Annotated in this window: 18 protein-coding genes; 9 read left to right on the top strand and 9 right to left on the bottom strand. The window is 54.0% G+C overall.

Annotation, left to right across the window (positions count from 1 at the left end):
• Position 1: 1 nt before the first annotated feature.
• Positions 2-700, top strand: coding sequence for an esterase (gene ypfH / locus ACMGGS_RS22670; protein WP_414164473.1), 699 nt, complete (start codon positions 2-4; stop codon positions 698-700).
• Between the two features lie 42 nt (positions 701-742).
• Here the strand turns inward: ypfH and ACMGGS_RS22665 are convergent, their stop codons facing one another.
• From ACMGGS_RS22665 to ACMGGS_RS22655, 3 genes are read right to left on the bottom strand one after another with little or no spacing between them, the layout of a single operon-like run.
• Positions 743-931, bottom strand: coding sequence for a YpfN family protein (locus ACMGGS_RS22665; RefSeq protein ID WP_414164472.1), 189 nt, complete (start codon positions 929-931; stop codon positions 743-745).
• 28 nt (positions 932-959) lie between these two features.
• Positions 960-2,087, bottom strand: a complete 1,128-nt coding sequence (dapE, locus tag ACMGGS_RS22660) for a succinyl-diaminopimelate desuccinylase (RefSeq protein ID WP_414164471.1) — start codon at positions 2,085-2,087, stop codon at positions 960-962.
• 3 nt (positions 2,088-2,090) lie between these two features.
• Positions 2,091-2,447, bottom strand: coding sequence for an ArsC family reductase (locus tag ACMGGS_RS22655; RefSeq protein ID WP_194206220.1), 357 nt, complete (start codon positions 2,445-2,447; stop codon positions 2,091-2,093).
• A 628-nt stretch (positions 2,448-3,075) separates the two neighbouring features.
• Here ACMGGS_RS22655 and ypfM point away from each other — a divergent pair.
• Positions 3,076-3,135 carry a protein YpfM gene (gene ypfM / locus ACMGGS_RS22650; protein ID WP_015572204.1) on the top strand — a complete coding sequence of 20 codons (60 nt, stop codon included), beginning with the start codon at positions 3,076-3,078 and terminating at the stop codon, positions 3,133-3,135.
• Between the two features lie 86 nt (positions 3,136-3,221).
• Here ypfM and acrD read toward each other — a convergent pair whose 3' ends face one another.
• Positions 3,222-6,335, bottom strand: coding sequence for a multidrug efflux RND transporter permease AcrD (gene acrD, locus ACMGGS_RS22645; RefSeq protein WP_414164470.1), 3,114 nt, complete (start codon positions 6,333-6,335; stop codon positions 3,222-3,224).
• Between the two features lie 338 nt (positions 6,336-6,673).
• On the opposite strand from acrD, the gene aegA reads away from it, so the two are divergent.
• The 3 genes from aegA to ACMGGS_RS22630 all read left to right on the top strand — a co-directional run bounded on the left by aegA (position 6,674) and on the right by ACMGGS_RS22630 (position 10,443).
• Positions 6,674-8,644, top strand: a complete 1,971-nt coding sequence (gene aegA / locus ACMGGS_RS22640) for a formate-dependent uric acid utilization protein AegA (protein WP_414164469.1) — start codon at positions 6,674-6,676, stop codon at positions 8,642-8,644.
• 58 nt (positions 8,645-8,702) lie between these two features.
• A complete protein-coding gene (nudK, locus tag ACMGGS_RS22635) occupies positions 8,703-9,281 on the top strand; it encodes a GDP-mannose pyrophosphatase NudK (protein WP_414164468.1) in 579 nt (192 codons plus the stop codon).
• A 118-nt stretch (positions 9,282-9,399) separates the two neighbouring features.
• Positions 9,400-10,443, top strand: a complete 1,044-nt coding sequence (locus tag ACMGGS_RS22630) for a DUF1176 domain-containing protein (protein ID WP_414164467.1) — start codon at positions 9,400-9,402, stop codon at positions 10,441-10,443.
• Here ACMGGS_RS22630 and tkt read toward each other — a convergent pair.
• Together tkt and tal are read right to left on the bottom strand one after the other, a co-directional pair.
• Positions 10,433-12,427, bottom strand: coding sequence for a transketolase (tkt, locus tag ACMGGS_RS22625; protein WP_176917087.1), 1,995 nt, complete (start codon positions 12,425-12,427; stop codon positions 10,433-10,435). The two genes, ACMGGS_RS22630 and tkt, sit on opposite strands and share 11 nt — an antisense overlap.
• 21 nt (positions 12,428-12,448) lie before the next feature.
• Positions 12,449-13,399: a transaldolase gene (gene tal, locus ACMGGS_RS22620; protein ID WP_176917086.1), complete on the bottom strand. Its 951-nt coding sequence runs from the start codon at positions 13,397-13,399 to the stop codon at positions 12,449-12,451.
• Between the two features lie 315 nt (positions 13,400-13,714).
• On the opposite strand from tal, the gene maeB reads away from it, so the two are divergent.
• Complete coding sequence (gene maeB / locus ACMGGS_RS22615; protein ID WP_414164466.1) at positions 13,715-15,994, top strand: NADP-dependent oxaloacetate-decarboxylating malate dehydrogenase; 2,280 nt, start codon at positions 13,715-13,717, stop codon at positions 15,992-15,994.
• A 36-nt stretch (positions 15,995-16,030) separates the two neighbouring features.
• On the opposite strand, the gene ACMGGS_RS22610 is transcribed toward maeB, so the two are convergent.
• Positions 16,031-16,864, bottom strand: coding sequence for an AraC family ligand binding domain-containing protein (locus ACMGGS_RS22610; protein ID WP_414164465.1), 834 nt, complete (start codon positions 16,862-16,864; stop codon positions 16,031-16,033).
• Between the two features lie 112 nt (positions 16,865-16,976).
• Here ACMGGS_RS22610 and ACMGGS_RS22605 point away from each other — a divergent pair, with 112 nt between their 5' ends.
• The 3 genes from ACMGGS_RS22605 to ACMGGS_RS22595 are packed head-to-tail and all read left to right on the top strand — an operon-like array spanning position 16,977 to position 21,547.
• Positions 16,977-18,383, top strand: a complete 1,407-nt coding sequence (locus tag ACMGGS_RS22605) for a PTS transporter subunit EIIC (RefSeq protein WP_414164464.1) — start codon at positions 16,977-16,979, stop codon at positions 18,381-18,383.
• A gap of 1 nt (position 18,384) precedes the next feature.
• Positions 18,385-19,875, top strand: a complete 1,491-nt coding sequence (locus ACMGGS_RS22600) for a glycoside hydrolase family 32 protein (protein ID WP_414164463.1) — start codon at positions 18,385-18,387, stop codon at positions 19,873-19,875.
• Complete coding sequence (locus ACMGGS_RS22595) at positions 19,865-21,547, top strand: glycoside hydrolase family 13 protein (protein WP_414164462.1); 1,683 nt, start codon at positions 19,865-19,867, stop codon at positions 21,545-21,547. The genes ACMGGS_RS22600 and ACMGGS_RS22595 overlap by 11 nt, the downstream gene beginning before the upstream one ends.
• 3 nt (positions 21,548-21,550) lie before the next feature.
• On the opposite strand, the gene hemF is transcribed toward ACMGGS_RS22595, so the two are convergent.
• Complete coding sequence (hemF, locus tag ACMGGS_RS22590; protein ID WP_414164461.1) at positions 21,551-22,450, bottom strand: oxygen-dependent coproporphyrinogen oxidase; 900 nt, start codon at positions 22,448-22,450, stop codon at positions 21,551-21,553.
• Positions 22,450-23,319: an N-acetylmuramoyl-L-alanine amidase AmiA gene (gene amiA, locus ACMGGS_RS22585; protein ID WP_414164460.1), complete on the bottom strand. Its 870-nt coding sequence runs from the start codon at positions 23,317-23,319 to the stop codon at positions 22,450-22,452. The genes hemF and amiA overlap by 1 nt, the downstream gene beginning before the upstream one ends.
• Positions 23,320-23,498 lie beyond the last annotated feature (179 nt).

Here is a 23,498-nt window from a genome sequence, read left to right as displayed (position 1 = left end):
CATGAAACACGATCATTTTATCGTCCAGAGTCCGACCACACCGGCGCAGCAATTGCTGCTGCTGTTTCATGGCGTGGGCGATAACCCGGTCTCAATGGGCCAGTTAGGTAGCTGGTTCGCGCCGCTTTTCCCGGATGCGCTGATCGTCAGCATTGGCGGACCGGAACCGTCTGGCCCGGCACCTGGTCGTCAGTGGTTTTCGGTTCAGGACATCACAGAGACCAACCGTCAGGCGCGCATTGACGCCATTATGCCGACCTTTATCGCCACGGTACGCTACTGGCAACAGCAAAGCGGCGTTGGACCACAGGCGACGGCGCTGATTGGCTTTTCTCAGGGGGCGATTATGTCGCTGGAGAGCATTAAGGCAGAACCGCACCTTGCTTCGCGGGTGATTGCCTTTAACGGCCGCTACGCCACGCTGCCAGCAACGGCCTCCACCGCCACCACTATCCATTTTATTCACGGTGGCGACGATCCGGTGATCGACCTTGCCTGGGCGGTTGCCGCGCAGGAAGCGCTGGTCAGCGCAGGTGGCGATGCCACGCTGGACATCGTGGAGGATCTGGGACATGCCATTGACGATCGCAGTATGCAGCTTGCGCTCGATCATCTTCGCTACACCGTACCAAAACGCTACTTTGATGAGGCGTTAAGCGGCGGCAAGCCGAACGATGACGGGATTGTTGAACTGTTCTGAAAATAAACACGGCGGAAAAGGCGCGCTTTTCCGCCGTCAGCATTACTTTTTCTTCGGCCAGTCGTCTTCATCGTCCCACTTATCATTAAAGTCACGATGCGGGGGCAGTTCTGGCTTGTTGGCGAGAAATTTTTTGTGATCGACGCGTTTCAAATCTTTTATTACGTTCAGCAGTACGCCTATCAGAAAAACCAGTACCAGAACCCACCAGTATTTTGTCAGCCATTCCATGTGCGAATCCTCTATGTTGTGCGGCGCGTCAGGCGACGAGTTGTTCCATAATACGCTGATACATTCGGGCCAGCAGTTGCAAATCGGCAGCGTTAACGCACTCATTTATTTTATGAATGGTCGCGTTGACCGGACCGAGTTCAACCACCTGTGCCCCCATGCGGGCGATAAAACGTCCGTCTGACGTGCCGCCTGTGGTTAACAGTTGCGGTTTAATTTCATTATAGTGCTCAATGGCATTGACCACCGCCTCAATCAGTTTGCCGCGGCCAGTAAGGAATGGCTGCCCGGAAAGCCACCAGTCCAGGGTATAGCGCAACTGGTGTTTTTCCAGCAGGGCAACTACATGGGCTTTAATCTGCTCATCCGTCAGTTCGGTGCTGAAACGGAAGTTAAACTGGACGAACAGATCGCCTGGAATGACGTTATTGCTGCCGGTGCCCGCCTGAATATTGGCAATCTGCATACTGGTCTGGGGGAAGTAGTCGTTGCCACGATCCCATTCAATCGCGACCAGTTCGTTTAGCATCGGCGCAGCCCGGTGAACCGGGTTATCGGCCAGATGCGGATAGGCTACGTGGCCCTGTACGCCGTGAATGGTCAGGTTGCAGGTGAGCGAACCGCGACGGCCATTCTTGACGACATCACCCACGACTTCCGTGCTGGAAGGTTCACCCACCAGGCAATAATCCAGTCTTTCACGGCGCGCCATCAGCGCTTCAACAACTTTAACGGTGCCGTTCTTTGCGCTGGCTTCTTCATCTGAGGTAATAAGAAATGCCAGCCGACCCCGGTGATGCGGATATTGCGCCACGAAACGTTCAGCGGCGACCACCATCGCTGCCAGCGAGCCTTTCATGTCCGCCGCACCGCGCCCAAACAGCATACCGTCGCGGATTGTCGGTTCGAACGGTGGGTTGATCCAGCGATCGGCGTCGCCGGCGGGTACCACGTCAGTATGTCCGGCAAAGGCCAGCGTTTCGCCCTGTCCACGCCAGGCCCAGAAATTACGGGTATCGCCCACATCCATATGCTCAATGGTAAAACCAATCGCACGCAGGCGTTCAATCATTAATGCCTGGCATCCCGCGTCATCGGGACTCAGGGAAGGGCGGCGGATAAGCTGCTGTGCCAGCTCAATGACCGGGCAAGACATACACTACACCTCGTCAAAATAGGTCTGGTAACCTGAATCGTTAAAACCAAGCAGCATAGGCTTCCCGGGCGCGCAGAGCAATGGGCGTTTGATGATTGCTGGCATTTCGAGCATCAAGGCGGCGGCTGAATCCGCATCTTTTATCGCCGCTTTTTGCGCCTCATCCAACTTACGCCACGTAGTGCCGCGGGTATTCAACAGCGCTTCCCAGCCAAGCTCACTAATAAACGTGCTCAATAGTTTATCGTCCAGACCGTCGCTACGGTAGTCATGGAATCGATAAGTCTGATCATGCTCATCCAGCCAGCGACGCGCTTTTTTAACGGTGTCACAGTTTTTGATCCCGTACAGAACGATCATATTTAACCCTTTTGCATTGAATTATGGTTTATTGTTCAGATAGTTTGAACGATATTTAGTTATTCATTCTTGTCGCATAACTAATCGCCTGAAAGCAAATTTTATATAAATTGCATAAAAAATACCTGTATTGATCCATCCGTCGTGTAATTTCAGATTGCGCTGAAAATAAAAGCAGGTCATAACAAAAACCTGTGAATAAGCCACTTTTTGTACCCTGACGCTTATTACTTCGCTGGCATCGTTTTTAACGCATGGATAGTCATATTATTGTCATACAGAATCTAATTTGTAACAAGATAAAGTGTACGCTCTAACAATAATGGCATTGATGATTAACACTATTAACCTACTTGTTATATGCGCTGCGCTCAGCAGCCTGGGCAGCAGGCGTGCTGCTGAAGTGCAAATAGCCCCTGAAATTGGTGTGGGTTATATTTACATTTTTCTGAACAAGAATGTTGCAAAATATTGCTATGTGTCACATAAAAAATAACGCACTGCGCTCATATTATGTTTAACCCGCTAAGCGTACCCCAGGAGGCGACAATCATTGCAGTGGTGTAATTTTCTTCACATATAAAAAAGAATTTTGTAAAATAGCGATAATAAGAAAGAGAGGTTGTATATGATTGAACGTGAACTGGGGAACTGGAAAGATTTTATTGAAGGCATGTTGCGCAAATAAAATCCTCAACTGCGTCGGCAGTCAGTACAGTACAATAAAAAAGCGACCGCTAAGGTCGCTTTTTTTGTTCATGGCTGTTGAACATCTTACTCGCGTCGCGGCTTAAGCGGGAAGCGACGGCGCACCAGCATAAAGAACAGCGGGACGAAGAAAATCGCCAGAATGGTCGCTGAGATCATGCCGCCTATCACCCCGGTGCCCACCGCGTGCTGGCTGGCCGAGCCTGCGCCCGTACTGGTTGCCATCGGCAGCACGCCAAAAATGAAGGCCAGCGAGGTCATCAGGATGGGCCTAAGGCGCTGACGGCAGGCGTCAAGCGTCGCTTTCACTAAATCCTCACCCTTCTGGTTCATCTCATTGGCGAACTCGACGATCAGAATGGCGTTTTTCGCCGACAGGCCAATAACGGTCAGCAGCCCGACCTGGAAATAAACATCGTTTTCCAGACCGCGCATCCAGGTGGCGAGCAGCGCACCCAAAATGCCAAGCGGCACCACCAGAATAACGGAGAACGGCACCGACCAGCTCTCATAGAGCGCGGCAAGACACAGGAAAATAACCAGCACCGTGAGGGCATAGAGCGCCGGGGCCTGCGCGCCGGAAAGCCGCTCCTGGTATGACATCGCGGTCCACTCCAGGCCGAAGCCGCCGGGTAGCTGACGCACCAGTTTTTCCATCGTATCCATCGCGCTGCCGGTGCTGACGCCCGGTGCTGCTTCACCGACTATCTCCAGCGCGGAATAGCCGTTATAGCGTTCCAGTCGCGGCGATCCGGTTTCCCAATGCGAGGTCGCAAAGGCGGAGAACGGCACCATATTGCCGTCTTTGTTACGCACGTACCATAGATTAATGTCGCCCGGCAGCATGCGGTATTTGGCCGCCGCCTGGACGTAAACTTTTTTCACCCGCCCGCGATCCATAAAGTCGTTAACGTAGCTGGAACCCCACGCGGTTTGCAGCGTATCGTTAATATCATCGATATCTACGCCCAGCGCCTGCGCTTTACGCTGATCGATATCTATCTGCAATTGTGCGCTGTCGTCGAGGCCGTTGTGGCGCACGCGGGTGAGCGAGGTGTCTTTCCCGGCAAGTTCAAGCAACTGGTCACGGGCGGCCATCAGCGCATCGTGACCTTTGCCGGCGTGGTCCTGCAACTCCATATCAAACCCGGCAGAGCTGCCGAGGCCGCTGATCGCTGGCGGACTGCTGGCATATACGCGCGCTTCATTTATATGCGCAAAAGCCTTCGTCGCGCGTTCAATAATGGCGGAAGAGGAGCCGGTGCTCATATCGCGGTCATCCCAGTCCTTCAGGCGTATGAACATCCGTGCCACGTTCTGCCCGTTGCCCCCTGGTCCAGAGCCAATGGTGGCGAAAATAGAGGTCACGTTGTCTTTCTCGTGGCTAAAGAAATAGTCTTCCACCTTCTGTACCACTTTTAGCGTCTGCTGTTGAGTAGAGCCGCTGGGGAGCTGTATTGAGGTGGTAAACATGCCGCGGTCTTCCTGCGGTAAAAAGGAAGAGGGCAGGCGCAGAAAGATAAACACCACGCCGCCAAGCAGAAGCACGTAAATCAGTATCCAGCGCAGGCTGCGATGGAGAATTTTTGCCACGCCAGATTCATAACGCTGCGCATTACGATTAAACGTGCGGTTAAACCAGCCGAAAAATCCGCGCTGCCCGTGTTGCTCACCTTTATGCAGCGGTTTAAGCAGAGTACAACACAGGGCAGGCGTCAGGATCATCGCGACCAGCACGGACAACACCATGGCCGAGACGATAGTAATTGAGAACTGGCGATATATGGCGCCGGTGGTGCCGCCGAAAAACGCCATGGGCACAAATACGGCGGAAAGTACCATCGCAATCCCGACCAGTGCGCCCTGGATCTGGCCCATCGATTTTCGCGTCGCCTGGCGCGGCGAAAGCCCTTCCTCGCTCATGATACGTTCAACGTTTTCCACCACCACGATGGCGTCATCCACCAGCAGGCCGATAGCCAGTACCATCGCAAACATAGTGAGCGTGTTAATGCTATAGCCAAAGGCGTAAAGCACGGCGAAGGTGCCCATCAGCACCACGGGGACCGCGATAGTGGGGATTAATGTGGCGCGGAAATTTTGCAAAAACAGGTACATCACCAGGAAAACCAGCACAATGGCTTCCAGCAACGTTTTGACCACATCGGTAATAGAGGCTTTGACGAAAGAGGTGGTCTCGTAGGCGACTTTATATTCCAGACCGTGCGGGAAATACGCCGAAAGCTCATCCAGACGGTGCAGCACCCGTTCCGCCGTCGCCATTTCATTGGCTCCGGATGCCAGTTTGACGCCCAGACCGGACGCCGGCTGGCGATTGTAGCGGCTGAGATAGTCATATTTCTCCGCCCCCATTTCGACGCTCGCCACGTCACCCAGCGTTACCTCAGAGCCATCCTGATTCACGCGCAGGGTAATGTCGCGGAACTGCTGCGGCGCTTGCAGTAGCGACTGTGAGTTAATGGTGGCGTTCAACGCTTGCTTATCGACCGACGGCGTGCCGCCGAGCTGACCGACGGCAATCTGCGCGTTTTGCGATTCAATCGCGTCCGTCACATCTTTTGCCGTCAATTGAAAGCTATTCAGTTTGGCCGGGTCCAGCCAGATGCGCATGGAATATTGCGAACCGTAGGCGTCAATATCGCCCACGCCGTTGATACGGCTGAGCGGCTCCTGAATATTACTGGCGACGTAGTCCGCGATGTCCTGCTTATCCATACTGCCATCGGTGGACACAAAGGCGATGGTCAGAATGTTGGTGTCGCCAGTTTTACGTACCGTCACCCCCTGATCCTGCACCGCCTGTGGCAGTTTGCGCATCGCTGACTGAAGCTGATTTTGCACCTGCTGCACGGCTTCGTCAGGATTGGTTCCGGCAATAAAACTCAGGGTTACGGTAGCCTGGCCGGTGGCACTGCTCTGCGACGACATATACATCAAATTGTCGAGGCCGGTCATATTCTGTTCAATAACCTGCGTCACCGTATTTTCCAGCGTCTGTGCAGAAGCACCGGGATAGTTGGCCGTAATACGCACGTTAGGCGGCGCGAGGTCGGGATATTGTTCAACGGGTAGCGAGAAAATTGCCAGGGTCCCCATCAGGCACAGCAGAATTGCCAGCACCCAGGCAAAAATGGGGCGATCAATAAAGAAATTCGCCATCGGAATCAGAACCTCATTTGCTCATTTTTTGTTATTGCATTGCTCGCAACACTGTAGCGGCAAGGCCGGGCGTAATCGTGGAGAAATTAAGGAGATAATGTAAATTATCATGCCGCTTTCCCGCCTTTCTCTACATTCGCTTACCGTGCAGTGTAAACCCTGCTGGCAGCGGCGAATGAAACGTAATTTCAAACGATGCCAGATAAATTGATCTATTACAGGTTCCCACAACATATTGCGGTTTTCCGGGCAAATGTCCATTGCCGGGTCTGCTGAGTTCGGTTAAGAAAATACACCTATTGATATTGAGGCTTATTCCGCAACAAGAGAACCCTGCCATGAATCGTTTTATTATGGCTGATAGTGAAAAATGTATTGCCTGCCACGCTTGTGAAGTCGCCTGCGTGATGGCGCACAATGATGAGCAACACGTTATCGCAAAATCGCATTTCAGGCCGCGCATTACGGTGGTAAAAAATGGGGAGCAGCGCAACGCCGTGACCTGTCACCACTGTGAAGACGCGCCGTGTGCGCGTAGCTGTCCCAACGGTGCCATTCAGTTAGTGGAACGCGCTGTGCAGGTCGATAATGAAAAGTGTATCGGGTGTAAATCCTGCGTGGTGGCCTGTCCGTTTGGCACCATGCAGATGGTCATTGCGCCGGTTGCCTCGGGGCGAGTGAAAGCCAGCGCGCATAAATGTGATTTATGCGCGACGCGGGAGGGCGGGCCGGCCTGCGTGCAGAACTGCCCGGCAGACGCACTGCACATTATGACCTCAGAGCGGCTGGCCGGGCTGGCGAAAGCGCGTCGGCTGAACGCTGCCCGGCGTGAAACGCAGCACTGGCCCGAATCGCAACGCGTGCCGGTACGCAGCAAACGCGATCAAATGAACGATACGCCGCCGCGCGGCGAGCCGGATAAACTGGATATCGCTGCCCGCAAAACCGGGTTTTCGGAGATCTATCTGCCGTTCAGCAATGCTCAGGCGCAGCAAGAAGCCGCACGCTGCCTGACCTGCGGCGAGCACAGTATTTGTGAATGGACCTGTCCGTTACACAATCATATCCCTCAGTGGATTGACCGTGTGAAGCAGGGCGATATTATGGCGGCGGTGGAATTGTCGCACCAGACCAACTGTCTGCCGGAAATAACCGGCCGCGTATGCCCGCAGGATCGGCTGTGCGAAGGTGCCTGCACCGTGCGCGATCCACAGGGTGCGGTGACGATAGGCAACATTGAACGCTATATTTCCGATCGGGCGCTGGCGCAAGGATGGCGACCTGATTTAGGCCACATCACTGCCACCACGAAGCGCGTCGCCATTATTGGCGCAGGGCCAGCGGGCCTGGCCTGCGCCGATGCGCTGGTCCGTCAGGGCGTGCAGCCGGTAGTCTTCGATCTGCATCCGGAAATTGGCGGGCTGCTGACCTTTGGTATTCCCTCCTTCAAGCTGGATAAATCGCTGCTGGCGCGACGTCGGGAAATCTTTACCGCAATGGGCGTCCGTTTTGAGCTTAACTGCGAAATTGATAAAGACATTCCGCTTGCCACGCTGCTGGAAGAGTATGACGCGGTATTCGTCGGCGTCGGCACCTATCGCTCCATGAAAGCCGATCTGCCGAATGAAAATGCCCCTGGCGTCTATGACGCGCTGCCGTTTTTGATCGCCAACACTAAAAACGTGATGGGATTAAGCGAGTCGCCGCAGTCGCCCTGGATCAATACCGGGGGGCAGAATGTCGTAGTGCTGGGCGGCGGCGATACGGCAATGGACTGCGTGCGTACCGCGCTGCGTCACGGGGCCAGTAAAGTGACCTGCGCTTATCGTCGCGACGAAGCCAATATGCCGGGGTCAAAGAAAGAGGTGAAAAACGCCCGGGAAGAGGGGGCAGAATTCGAATTTAACGTTCAGCCGGTGACGATTGAAGTCGATGGGGAAGGGCATGTCAGCGGTGTGCGTTTTCTGCGCACTCAACTCGGTGAACCGGATGCGAAAGGCCGCCGTGCTCCAAAGCCGGTGCCCGGCAGCGAGTTTGTGATGCCAGCGGATGCGGTGATCATGGCCTTTGGTTTTCATCCCCACCGGATGCCGTGGCTGGAAGCGCAGGGTGTCCAGATGGATAGCTGGGGAAGGATTGCCGCCAGCGTGAACAGTCGCTATCGCTATCAAACGAGCAATCCGAAAATCTTCGCGGGCGGCGATGCGGTGCGCGGAGCCGATCTGGTGGTCACCGCGATGGCGGAAGGACGCCACGCGGCGCAGGGTATTTTGCAATGGCTGGGCGTAAGCCAGGTTAAAGCGCATTAACGACAAAACCGGTTCCGCGGCGTAAGATAACCCTTCCTTCTTACATCGCGGAGCCTGTATGTCGTTCAAGATTGACGTAATAAAAGATAAGATCCTCTCCGAAAACTACTTCGTTCTGCGCAACATTACCTACGATTTGACGCGAAAAAATGGTGAAGTCATCCGCCATAAGCGTGAAGTGTACGATCGGGGAAATGGTGCGACCATCCTGCTATACAATCGCGATAAACATACCGTGGTCGTGATCCGCCAGTTCCGCGTGGCGACGTGGGTCAATGGTAATGAAGACGGGCGTCTTATCGAAACCTGCGCGGGTCTGCTGGACGACGACGAGCCGGAAGCCTGTATTCGTAAAGAAGCCATTGAAGAAACGGGTTACCGGGTCGGCGAGGTGCGTAAAGTCTTTGAACTCTACATGTCTCCCGGCGGCGTAACCGAAATTGTCCATTTCTTTATTGCCGAATACGACGATTCGCTACGCGCCAACGCAGGCGGCGGTGTGGAAGATGAAGATATTGAGGTGCTGGAGATTCCGTTTAGCTGCGCCCTGGAAATGGTTGCTAATGGCGAAATCCGCGATGGCAAGACGGTGATCCTGTTGCAATATCTTCAGACATCCGGGCTTATGCAACACTAATTTCCGCTCAACCCCTTTTAATGAGTGCAATCCGATAATTCCGATTGAGCGGCACATTTTTGCCAGTAGAGTTACGCCCTGTGTGAAATGACTCTATTCTGCCGGGGCTGTGCCGTTCATGTATTTTCGCGTTTTGCTGTTTTGGTTTATCGGAGGGTGCTGGGCCTCCGCTGCGTGGGCTGCGCCTGCGCAACAGGCGTTTACCGACTGGCAGGTCACCTGTAATAACCAAAATTTTTGCGTGGCGCGTAATACGGGTCAGCACTTTGGTCTGGTGATGACCATCGGTCGCAGCGCAGGTGCGCATACCGACGCCAGTCTGCGTATTGAGCTTGGAGGAATGGAAACGCCCTTATCGAAACGCTCCGCCATTGCACCACGCCTTCTCTTTGATGGACATCCCCTTAAATTGACTTCTCCGCGCTGGCGCATCGATCCGTTACGCATCATGACCAACGATGGTGCGACGGTCGCCGCGTTTTTAGCCCAGATTCAGGACGGGCAGGCGATCACTCTGAACGGTGGGCAACAAATAATCTCACTCAAGGGCCTGAAGGCCGCGCTGCTGTTTATTGACGATCGGCAAAAACGCGTGGGTAGCCAGACGGCCTGGATTAGCAAAGGGAATAATCCGCCACTCCGCGTCCCACCTGCGCCCGCGCTTAAAGAAGTGGTGGCAGTCAATCCGACGCCAACGCCGTTAAGCCATGAAGAACGCAGCTCGCTGCTGGACTACGGCAACTGGAAAATGAGCAATATTCAGTGTTCATTAGATCCCAGCCGCCGCGAGGTGCGTATCTGGGCGCTGACCGATAATAAAGCGCTGATGGCGATAAGCTGTGAAGCCGGTGCGTATAACACGGTCGACCTCGCCTGGCTGGTGTCGAGACGTAAGCCTTTCACCTCGTATCAGGTACGTTTACGCCTGCCGTTTACGCCGGGCAGCGGTGAGACGGATATGGAATTGATGAACGCCGGATTCGATGAAAAAAATCGCGAACTGACGACGCTGGCAAAAGGGCGGGGAATGGCGGATTGCGGTATTCAGACGCGCTGGCGTTTTGACGGTCAGCGCTTCAGTCTGGTGCGTTATGCGGAGGAACCCAACTGCGATAACTGGCAGGGGCCAGATGCCTGGCCCACGTTGTGGATCACCCGTTAAGCACTTTTTTCGCTTTCTCGACGATATTTTCTACAGTAAAGCCGAAGTACGGGAACAGTTTTTCAGCCGGGGCAGATTCACCATAGCCGGTCATGCCAACAATCGCGCCTTTTAACCCGACATACTTATACCAGTAGTCAGCGATCCCGGCTTCCACCGCAACCCGTTTAGCGACGTCAGATGGCAATACCGATTCACGGTATTCGTCGTCCTGACTGTCAAACGTATCGGTAGAAGGCAGGGAGACCACCCGAACTGCAACCCCTTCCGCGCGCAGTTTTTCTGCGGCCAGCACGGTGATTTCCAGTTCCGAGCCGGTGGCAATCAGGATCAGGTCCGGTTTACCGCCCGCATCTTTCAGCACATAGCCGCCGCGCGCGATATCCGCCACCTGTTCCGGGGTACGCTCCATCTGCGCCAGATTCTGACGAGAGAGGATCAGCGCCGTCGGCCCGTGATGGCGTTCAATCGCCGCTTTCCACGCCACCGCGGTCTCTACCTGATCGCACGGACGCCAGGTGCTGAAGTTTGGCGTCAGGCGCAGGCTGGCAAGCTGCTCGACCGCCTGGTGCGTCGGGCCATCTTCCCCCAGCCCGATGGAGTCATGAGTGTAGACCATGATCTGCCGCGCCTTCATCAGTGCCGCCATACGCGCCGCATTACGCGCATACTCGACAAACATCAGGAAGGTGGCGGTGTAAGGAATAAATCCGCCGTGATGGGCGATGCCGTTAGCGATTGCCGTCATGCCGAATTCACGCACGCCGTAGTGAATATAGTTACCGGCCGGATCTTCTTTCAGCGACACCGACTCTTTCCAGATCGTCAGGTTGCTGGGCGCAAGGTCCGCCGAACCGCCAAGCAGTTCAGGCAGGCTCGGACCATAGGCGTTAAGCGCATTTTGCGAGGCTTTACGGCTGGCGATTTTTGCCGGCTCCGCCTGCAATTTGTTGATGTAATCCTGCACCGTCTGCTGCCAGTCTTCCGGCATTCCGCCGCTCATCCGGCGCTTAAATTCCGCTGCCAGTTCCGGATGCGCCTTCTCATAGGCGGCCATTTTCTCTTTCCATGACTGCTGACCTTTTTCACCCCGCTCGCGTGCGTCCCAGGCGCGGTAGATCTCTTTCGGGATCTCAAAGGCCGGGTGATTCCAGCCCAGCTGCTTGCGGGCCAGCGCCACCTCTTCCTCACCGAGCGCGGAACCGTGCGATTCTTCTTTCCCGGCTTTATTCGGCGAACCAAAACCAATCACCGTCCGGCAGATGATTAATGACGGTTTATCTTTGACGCTTTGCGCTTCCAGGATGGCTTTTTTAATCGCCTCTGGATCGTGACCGTCAATTTCATGCACCACGTGCCAGTGATACGCCTCGAAGCGTTTCGCCGTATCATCGGTAAACCAGCCTTCAGTTTCACCGTCGATAGAAATCCCGTTGTGATCGTAGAAACCGATCAGCTTGCCGAGGCCCAGAGTGCCTGCCAGGGAAGAGACCTCATGCGAAATACCCTCCATCAGACAGCCGTCGCCCATAAACACATAGGTGTAGTGATCGACAATCTCGTGATCCGGCTGGTTAAACTGCGCGGCCAGCGTGCGTTCGGCAATGGCCAGACCAACGGCGTTGGCCAGACCCTGACCGAGCGGGCCGGTGGTCGTCTCAATACCCGGCGTATAGCCAATTTCCGGGTGTCCCGGCGTTTTAGAATGCAGCTGACGGAAGTTCTTCAGCTCTTCTATTGGCAGATCGTAACCGGAAAGATGCAGCAGGCTATACAGCAGCATTGAGGCGTGGCCGTTGGAGAGAATAAAACGGTCACGGTCATACCAGGTGGGATCGGTGGGGTTGTGCTTAAGGAAGTCGTTCCACAGCACCTCAGCAATATCCGCCATGCCCATCGGCGCGCCGGGGTGGCCGGAATTGGCTTTCTGGACCGCATCCATACTCAGGGCGCGGATGGCGTTGGCAAGCTCTCTTCGGGACATAATGTTCTCCGTGACAATAAGTTACAGTTTAGCGGCCAGCAAATCTTCGAGTTTGCGCTGATCGACGGCGAACTGACGAATACCGTCCGACAGCTTTTCTACCGCCATAGGATCCTGGTTATGCTCCCAACGGAACTCGGCTTCGGTCATCGGAGCCGGACGATGGAACGTTGTGGACGGCGGCACCAGCTTGCGCTCAACCGGATCGTTGCTGTCCTGCAATTTTTGCAGCAGGTCCGGAGAAATAGTCAGGCGATCGCAGCCCGCCAGCGCCAGGATCTGTTCGGTTTTGCGGAAGCTCGCGCCCATCACGATCGTGGGGTAGCGATGCTGTTTGTAATAGTCATAGATATTACGTACCGATTTAACGCCCGGATCTTCATCAACGCGATAGGGGTCCATTGGCTTACGTGTGTTATACCAGTCGTAAATACGCCCGACGAAAGGCGAAATCAGGAACACGCCAGCTTCGGCACAGGCGCGCGCCTGGGCGAAGGAGAAAAGCAGCGTCAGGTTACAGTTGATGCCTTCTTTTTCCAGTTCCTCTGCGGCGCGAATACCTTCCCACGTCGAGGCCAGTTTGATCAGAATGCGCGATTTATCGATACCCTGATCCTGATAAAGCTGAACAAATTTTCGCGCTTTATCGATGCTTTTTTGTTTGTCATACGAGAGACGGGCGTCCACTTCGGTGGAGACGCGGCCCGGCACACTTTTCAGAATTTCCACACCAAAATTGACCGCCAGTTTGTCGCTGGCTTCCGCCACCTGCTGTTCCTGCGTCTTACCGCGCTGCTTGCCATACTCAATCGCATCCTTAATAAGGTGAGCGAAGTGGTCGAGCGCCGCCGCTTTCAGCAGCAGGGAAGGGTTGGTGGTCGCGTCTTCTGGCTGGTAGTGGCGAATGGATTCAATATCACCGCTGTCAGCCACGACGGTGGTGAACTGTTTAATACCGTCTAGCTGGTTCATTAAAGACTCCTTAAAAAGCAAAAAGGTATACGAGTGCTTAGGCTCGCACTTCTGGATGAAAAACACTGTACATAACCAAAAAGCATAGCAGACCGGGAGGGTCTTGCTGGCGATAGCTGCAACGAGTTCGTGTGTGTTTTGTTAAAAAATTGTATTTTGAGATAGTAAGAGTTTGGCGGCCTTCAAAGTTTATGAAGTCGTCTGGGGCGATACTAGGGGCTATCCCACCGGTGAGCCTCTCTTACATCGGGATCTCTGTAGACCTCCAGGTGAGCATCAGAATCACCTTTAGTCCGAAATGAAAGGAACAAGAAGATGGATGACCAGTTGAAACAAAGCGCACTTGATTTCCACCAGTACCCTGTTCCGGGGAAAATCCAGGTTTCGCCAACTAAACCGCTCGCTACCCAGCGCGATCTGGCGCTGGCCTACTCTCCGGGCGTAGCGGCACCGTGCCTCGAAATCGAGAAGGATCCGCTGGCGGCGTATAAATACACCGCGCGTGGCAACCTGGTGGCGGTGGTCTCAAACGGTACTGCCGTACTGGGTCTGGGCAATATCGGCGCGCTGGCAGGTAAGCCGGTTATGGAAGGTAAAGGCGTATTGTTTAAAAAATTCGCCGGGATTGACGTCTTTGACATTGAAGTTGACGAGCACGACCCGGACAAACTGATCGACGTGGTTGCCGCGCTGGAACCCACGTTTGGGGGCATCAACCTCGAAGATATCAAAGCTCCTGAGTGCTTCTACATTGAGAAAAAACTGCGCGAGCGCATGAACATTCCGGTGTTCCATGACGACCAGCACGGTACGGCCATCATCAGCACCGCGGCGATTCTCAACGGCCTGCGGGTGGTGGAGAAAAATCTCTCCGACGTGCGGATGGTGGTTTCCGGCGCGGGCGCGGCAGCGATTGCCTGTATGAACCTGCTGGTGGCGCTGGGGATGCAAAAACACAACATCGTGGTGTGCGACTCGAAAGGCGTGATCTATAAAGGCCGCGAGCCGAATATGGCCGAGACCAAAGCCGCGTATGCGGTAGACGATGACGGAAAACGCACGCTGGCTGACGTAGTAGAAGGCGCGGACATTTTCCTCGGCTGCTCGGGTCCGAAAGTGCTGACCCCGGAGATGGTGAAAAAAATGGCGCGCGCGCCGATGATTCTGGCGCTGGCTAACCCGGAACCGGAAATCCTGCCGCCGCTGGCGAAGGAAGTGCGTCCCGATGCGATTCTCTGTACCGGACGCTCGGACTACCCGAACCAGGTCAACAACGTGCTGTGTTTCCCGTTCATCTTCCGTGGCGCGCTGGACGTTGGCGCAACCGCCATCAACGAAGAGATGAAACTGGCGGCTGTACACGCGATTGCCGAACTGGCGCATGCCGAGCAGAGCGAAGTAGTGGCGTCCGCCTATGGCGATCAGGATCTGAGCTTTGGCCCGGAATACATCATTCCTAAACCGTTCGACCCGCGCCTGATTGTCAAAATCGCCCCGGCAGTGGCGAAAGCGGCGATGGATTCCGGCGTCGCGACACGTCCTATCGAAGACTTTGATGCTTACGTCGATAAGCTCAGCGAGTTTGTCTATAAAACCAACCTGTTTATGAAGCCGATCTTCTCTCAGGCACGCAGTGAGCCGAAGCGCATTGTACTGGCGGAAGGGGAAGATAATCGCGTGCTGCACGCGACGCAGGAGCTGGTGACGCTGGGTCTGGCGAAACCGATCCTGGTAGGGCGTCCGGGCGTGATTGAAATGCGTATTCAGAAGCTGGGTCTGCAAATCAAACCCGGTATTGACTTCGAGATCGTCAACAACGAATCCGATCCGCGCTTCAAAGAGTACTGGATGGAGTACTACAACATCATGAAACGCCGTGGCGTGACGCAGGAGCAGGCGCAGCGCGCGGTGATCAGCAACACCACGGTGATCGGCGCGATCATGGTGCAGCGTGGTGAAGCCGATGGCATGATCTGCGGCACGATTGGTGATTACCATGAGCATTTCAACGTCATCCAGCAGCTGTTTGGCTACCGCGAGGGCGTGCATGCGGCAGGGGCGATGAATGCGCTGTTGCTGCCGAGCGGCAACACCTTTATTGCCGATACCTACGTCAACGACGATCCAACGCCGGAACAGCTGGCGGAAATCACCGTCATGGCGGCGGAAACCGTGCGTCGCTTCGGTATCGAACCGCGCGTGGCGCTGCTGTCGCACTCCAACTTCGGTTCATCCAACTGCGCGGCGGCGACCAAAATGCGCGATACGCTGGCGCTGGTGCGCGAACGCGCGCCTGAGCTGATGATTGACGGCGAAATGCACGGCGATGCGGCGCTGGTGGAAAGCATCCGTAACGAGCGGATGCCGGACAGCCCGCTGAAAGGTTCGGCCAATATCCTCGTGATGCCGAATATGGAAGCCGCCCGCATCAGCTACAACCTGCTGCGCGTCTCCAGTTCGGAAGGCGTGACCGTCGGGCCGGTACTGATGGGCGTGGCGAAACCCGTTCACGTATTAACGCCGATCGCCTCGGTACGTCGTATCGTGAATATGGTGGCGCTGGCGGTGGTAGAAGCGCAGACGCAGCCGCTGTAATCATGCTGTATAAGAAGTAAATGATTGCCGCTCACCCTACCGGGGAGCGGCATTTTTCTGTCGGCTCTTACGATAATCGGTGGGTGAAACACCGACGTGATGGCGAAACACTTTTGAAAACAACAGGGCATCCTGATAGCCGACGGATAAGGCAATCGTGGCGATCGCGTATTGCGTGTTGATGAGCAGCGCCTGCGCTTTATCCATTCTGACGCGCGTCAGATACTCTTTAGGGCTTTGCCGGAATTCCTGCGTAAACAACCGGTGTAAATACGTTCTGTCAATGTTCAGGTAACACGCAATGTCGTCAATGCGGATATTTCTGTCGTAGTGATTGCGCATATATTGCATTGCCTGAATGGCGATTCGTTTAGGATTTCTGAGGTCGGAGTGCGCTTCGCTCGGAAAGGTCTGGCATAAAAGGTAAATGATTTCGGTCAGTCTGGAGTTTAATAAAATATCGCTATTCGCGCCCAGGACCGATATTTCAATAATTTCGCTAAACAGATTTTTAATAATCCCGGCCTGACTTTCATGAAATACCGGCTCCTGCGGCGACAACCGGCAACGCTGCAGATAATGTTTGACCAGAGAACCACGAAATCCCATCCAGAAAAATGACCATGGTGTCGTCTGGCTGGCTTCATATTTAATGATTTCCCCCGGCGCGATAAAGAAAAAATCGCCCTGATGGAGCGGCCAGGCTTTACCGCCGCTGGTGAACACGCCATTGCCTGACAAAATATAGTGCAGCATAAAGCCGCTGCGTACCGTTGGTCCGTAGGTATGGCCAGGGCAGGTCGCATCGAAGCCGCAAGAGTAAAGATAAAGTGAATCATTTACAGCGGGGTTGTTATATAAGTAATGCATTTAAAACGCTCCTTGTGCAACAAACTTCCCTTAACTGTCGACATTTTTCCATTCTACTTCTTTGATGGAGTATTTATAGTCGTAGCGTGATTTTTTTATGCAGGATGGCAAAATGAGACACGATTTTCCACAGCACCTTGAGAAATTAATTTCCGCACTGGGCGGTAAAGAAAATATCGCGCATGTTACGCATTGTGCAACGCGTTTACGTTTAGTACTAAAAGACAATAATAAAACACAAATAAATAACATTGAAGACCTCGAAAAGGTAAAAGGCGTCTTTACCGTCGGCGATCAGCTACAAATTATTTATGGGGCCGGTCTGGTGAATGAGGTGTGTCAGGCGTTAAAAGAGAGGCTAACGCTTGATGATAGTGAATACAGTAGTCAGCAGCGGCAAAATATTGTGCAGCGATTTGTTAAATCCATCTCTGATGTTTTTGTGGAAATCATGCCGTCCATCCTCGCTGCCGCTTTGTTAATGGGGCTGACCTCGCTTTTAACTACCCGGGGTATTTTTGGCGATAAAACCATTATTGAGATCTTCCCGCAAATTTCGGGACTCAATAAAATTATTTCAATTGCTTCTTCCGGTATCTTTGCGCTGTTGCCGATGGTCGTCGCCTGGTCGGCAACGCGTCGCTACGGTGGCCGTCCCGCACTGGGCTTAGCCATCGGGGCAATTATGGTGCACCCCGGGCTGGTGGATGCGTTCTCTGCGGCGTCCGGGAAGGTTTCGGTCGAGACTATCAGCTTATTTGGCCTGCCGGTTGAACTGGTGGGCTTCCAGGGCGGGATCATCATTGCATTAATGATCGGCTTTACCGTGGCCTGGCTGGATAAATTTTTCAATCGTACGCTGCCGGATATCATCAAATTTGTCCTGTCGCCGATGCTGACTATTTTGCTCTCCTCCCTTTTGCTCTTTACGCTGATTGGCCCTGTGGGCCGACTTCTCGGCGAGGCCATTACGGGAAGCCTGCTCTGGATGGCGGAATACCTCGGTATTGTCGGCTATATGATTTTCGGTGCGGTACAACAGCTCATCGTCATTACCGGCCTGCACCATACTTTTGGGGCCATAGAGGGACAGCTACTGGCGAGCACCGGACGGGATTTTCTTAACCCGTTGATGTCCGTTGCCCTGATAGGACAGGGCGGGGCGGTGCTTGGCTATATGCTGCTGCACAGAAAAGATAAGAAGGTCTGTACGCTCTGTGTTTCCGCCTTCACCTCTATTCTGTTCGGTATTTCAGAACCTGCGCTGTTCGGCGTGACGCTTAAATATCGTTTTCCCCTTCTGGCGGGATGCGTGGCGGGCGCGGCAGGTGCAGCCTGGGTTTACCTGTCGAAACTGACCGCGGTCGGCTATGGCACCACGGCGCTGCCTGGCATCACCATTGTCGATCCCGCGAATAATGGTCATCTGAATTATATTCTTGCTCATCTGATCGCATTATTTATCGGCGCGCTCCTGACGTTTGTTTTCGGCAAAATGCGCCACGGCCAGGCTAAATAAAATGGAAAATATTGTACGCTTCAAACACTATGTGGATATTCCTGCGGCGATCGTGGCGCAGGCAAAAGCGCTTACCGTCGGTTCGCCCTGGCGTCAGCAGTATCACATCGAGCCTGACACCGGTTTTCTCAACGATCCTAATGGCTTCAGCTTTTTCAATGGTCAGTATCATCTCTGCTATCAGTGGAGTCCGCTACGCTATTGCGCTGGCGTGTGGTATCAGGGCTGGTTTCATCTGACCTCAACCGATTTAGTTAACTGGCAGGCGTGCGGACCGCTGCTGGAACCTGAAACGCCGTATGACAGTCACGGTCCCTATTCCGGTAGCGCTATTGCCAGCGATAATGAGCTACTCATTTTTTATACCGGTAATACCCGTGACGACGCATGGCGTCGTACACCGTATCAGCTTATCGCCCGGATGGATAAAAGCGGGACGATAACGCGGCAATATCCACCAGCGTTAACGGGTCAGCCAACGGGCTATACCGATCATTTCCGCGATCCCAAACTATGGCGACAGGACGGACAGTATTACGCCGTTGTCGGCGCGCAAAACAGACATTTACAGGGACGGTGCGTCGTATTGCACTCGGCTGATGCACACACCTGGCAGGTTAAAGGTGAGATTGATCTCAACGAGACCAGTACAGGCTATATGCTGGAGTGCCCGGATTATTTCGAGCTTGAAGAGCAGGGGATCATTATTTGCTGCCCGCAGGGCCTCTGCGCAGAAAAAACGCGGCAGAACCTTTACGAAGTACATTACCTTGTCGGCGAAAAACTGAATGTCGAAGACCTTTCATTTAACCCGCAGCCCGCCCGCCTGCTGGATCACGGTTTTGATATCTATGCCATCCAGACCATGCAGGCACCTGACGGCAGACGGCTTCTCATGGGATGGATGGGCATTTCAGAGATGCATTACCCGACGGAGGACTTTGGCCACTGCGGCACGCTGACCCTGCCCAGAGAAGTTTCGCTGGTCGATGGCCGACTGTATCAGCGACCGGTAGCGGAGCTCCGCCAGTTACGCGGCTCCTGCCAGCAGCATTCGTCGATGCTGGGTGCGGGCAATCGTGTAAAGATCCACAGCGGGGCGGTGAGTGAAACAATCATTACGTTAGGTCGCATCACGGAGAGCGTGACGATGGCTCTGCGATCTGATGAAACGGGGGAGCGGAAAACGCTATTGACCCTCGACGCCCGCGAGCAGCAGATTGTCCTCGACAGAACCGATGCGGGTCAGCCGATTAACACCGATCACGGCACCCGTCGTCGTTCGGCATGGTCGTTTGGCGAACAGACCAGGGTCCATGTTTTTTCAGATACCACCTCTCTGGAGATATTTATCGATGAGGGGGCATGGGTCTCTTCATCACGGATTTTTCCGCGTGAAGACCAGCGCTGGCTGATTATTGAAAATAAGGGCGCTGAGATGGCAATCACCATCGACTGCTGGCAACTGAAAGGAATGAATAATGACCATTAAAAATGACTGGTGGCGGAACGCTGTCATTTATCAAATCTATCCGAAAAGTTTTATGGACAGTAACGGCGATGGCATTGGCGATCTCAGGGGAATTATTTCCCGGCTTGATTATATCCAACAGCTCGGCGTGGATGCGATTTGGTTAAGCCCCGTTTATTTATCGCCGGGCAAAGACAATGGGTATGATATTGCCGACTATTGCGCTATCGATCCGCAATTTGGCGATATGCGCGATATGGAGCATCTGATAGAAGAGGCCCATCGTCGCGGCTTAAAAGTGATTATGGATCTTGTGGCGAACCATACTTCAGATCAACATCAGTGGTTTCGTGAAAGTCAAAAATCCGCGAACAATGAATGGAGCGACTACTACATCTGGCGGGATGCAAAACCAGATGGCTCGGCCCCGAATAACTGGGGATCAAATTTCGGCGGCAGCGCCTGGACGTGGTGCGAATCGCGTCAGCAATATTATCTGCATTATTACTGTAAAGAGCAGCCGGATCTTAACTGGGAAAACCCGCGAGTGCGGGAGGAGATTTACCGCATTATGCGTTACTGGGCGCAGAAGGGGGTAGACGGCTGGCGCATGGACGTGATCACCGAAATCTCTAAATATACGGACTTCCCGGATTATCCGGCGGACCATACCTTACCCATTGTCGGGTGGATGCACAGCAATGGACCGCGAGTACATGAATTTATCCATGAGATGCATCAGCAGGCGCTGTCTCCCTTCGGAATGATGACCGTGGGCGAAGCGCCAGGTTCCACGCCGGAGGTCGCGCGTCGCTATGTCGAACCGCAGCGCGAAGAGCTGGACATGCTTTTTACCTTTGAACATATGGATATTGATGTTCTGCCCGGCTCGATTAATCGAAAATGGCAGTTGCAGCCGTTTTCTTTACCGCGTTTAAAGACCGTGATGGCGAAGTGGCAAAATGAGCTTGCGGGTCATGGCTGGAATGCGCTTTATCTGGCAAACCATGACCGATCTCGAATTGTCTCGCGCTGGGGGAACGACCAGAACTATCGCCGTTACTGCGCTACGGCCTGGGCCACGATATTGCACGGCATGCAGGGGACACCGTATGTCTACCAGGGTGAAGAAATTGGTATGGTGAACACCCGCTTACCACTGGAGCAGTATAACGACGTCGAAATTATTAATAACTATCGTGCGCTGGTGGAAGAACAACGCACGATTTCTCATGATGACTTTATGGCGGCGGTATACCAGATTGGGCGGGATAACGCTCGCACGCCGATGCAGTGGGATGATTCTGCCCACGCGGGCTTTACCACGGGAGCGCCGTGGTTTCCGGTCAATAGGCGTTTCGCGGAAATCAACGTTAAACAGGACCTGGCGAGTGAAAACTCGGTCTATGGTTATTACCAGCGGCTGATCGCGTTACGCCATAATGAACGCATCCTGACCGAAGGTGATTTCCAGCTATTATTGCCCGACGACCCGGCGCTATTTTGCTACCGCCGGACCCACGCGGAACGCTGCTGGCTGGTGATCGCCAACCTGTCTGACGAGGAAATGTCTTTCCCGGACGGTATTAAGACTGGCGACAGCCTGCGGGTTGTTATCAATAACTATCCTCGGGAGCAAGTGGGAAAAACGCTGTCTCCCTGGCAGGCGATGATAATTGAGATGGTTTGTTGACGGTTAGACCCATTCGCGAACCTGAATAAAGGCATCCAGGGCGGCTTCCGGGCTGCCTTCTTCCGGATGCCAGTCATATTCCCAGCGCACCAGCGGCGGCATCGACATCAAAATAGATTCGGTGCGCCCGCCGGTTTGTAAGCCAAACAGCGTGCCGCGATCCCATACCAGGTTGAATTCCACATAGCGACCGCGACGGTAAAGCTGGAAATCGCGCTCGCGTTTTGTGAATTGTATTCCCCGGCGACGGGCGACAATCGGCATATACGCCTTGGTATAGCCTTTCCCGACCGCCTGCATAAAAGCGAAGCAGGTAGCGAAATCCGGCGTGTTCAGATCGTCAAAAAACAGGCCGCCGATGCCGCGCTGTTCGTTGCGATGTTTGAGAAAGAAGTAGTCGTCGCACCACTTTTTATAGCGTGGATAAACATCATCGCCAAACGGCTGACAGATATCCCGTGCCGTGCCGTGCCAGTGCACCGCGTCTTCTTCAAAACCATAGTAAGGCGTTAAATCAAAACCGCCGCCAAACCACCACACCGGATCGGCTCCTGGTTTTTCGGCGATAAAAAAGCGCACGTTGGCATGGCTGGTAGGCACATACGGATTACGCGGATGAACCACCAGCGATACGCCCATCGCTTCGAAGCTGCGCCCGGCCAGTTCCGGACGGTGCGCGGTAGCGGAAGCGGGCATCTCAGCACCAAAGACGTGCGAAAAATTGACGCCTGCCTGCTCAAAAATGCCGCCATTACGTAGCACCCGGCTGCGTCCTCCACCGCCCGCGTCCCGTTGCCAGTTATCTTCTGTGAAGGTATTACAGCCTTCCGCAGAAAGCTGCTGACAGATATCATCCTGCAACTGGAGTAAAAAGGCTTTTACCTGTTGGGCGTCGGGTTTCATTAGCGTTTCCTGGCGTGAGCTTTTTGGTTATCGAACCAGTTAAAATAGCTGATGATGCCGGAAGCGATAGCATTGGCGATCTTCTGGCGAAACGCCGTCGTACCGAGCAGTTTTTCCTCTGCCGGGTTGGTGATAAATGAGGTTTCCACCAGCACGGAAGGAATGGACGGCGATTTCAGCACCACAAACGCCGCCTGCTCCGTACTGCGGCTATGCAGACGGTGCACCGGCTTAATCTTTTTAAGAATATGCGAGCCGAGCGTCAGGCTGTTTTTAATGGTGTCGGTCTGCACCAAATCAAACAGCACCTGTTGCAGCAGATGATCTTTGTCGGTGGCTTTTTTACCGGCAACTTCATCCGCGCGGTTTTCGCGATCGGAAAGATACTTCGCCATGGCGCTACTCGCGCCGCGGTTGGAGAGGGCAAAAACTGATGCGCCCGCCGCGGAAGGGTTCGTAAAGCCGTCCGCGTGGATCGACATAAACAGATCGGCACCGTGTTTATGGGCGATCTCCACGCGATCGTAAAGCGGAATAAAGGTATCGCCGGTGCGGGTCAGGTGAGCGTCGATGCCGTGACTTTGCAAAATGGCGCGCACGTTTTTGGCAATCGCCAGCACGACATGTTTTTCTTTAGAGCCGCTGCTACCAATCGCGCCGGTATCAATACCGCCATGACCAGGATCGAGGACGACCATGCGTCTGGCACCGGCTTTTTTCGCGGCGGGTTTACTGTGGCTGTTGCTGGTTTTAAGGGCATCGTCTTTGGCTATCGCGTGGGACATACCTGACAGCGTCAGGACAGCCAGCCCGGCTTTAAGTACCTGGCGGCGCGATGCGAGTGTTTTCAGTGGTTTAAAAGTGCTCATTCGGCCTGGGTTGTAAAGAAAAAGGTGACAGATGTTATATCGTATCGCGATGGCCGTTACGAACAATCGCGATGAGAATTGTTTTACTTTTCATTTCAATACATGAACGGGCGACATTATGCCATTTTTTTACTCTGGTTTCGCAAGATATTGGCTAATCGACACGTTCGCGCCATAAT

The organism is Superficieibacter sp. BNK-5 (assembly GCF_047456055.1).
Taxonomy (GTDB): Bacteria; Pseudomonadota; Gammaproteobacteria; order Enterobacterales; family Enterobacteriaceae; genus Superficieibacter.
This window is presented reverse-complemented; position numbering and strand designations above follow the sequence as displayed.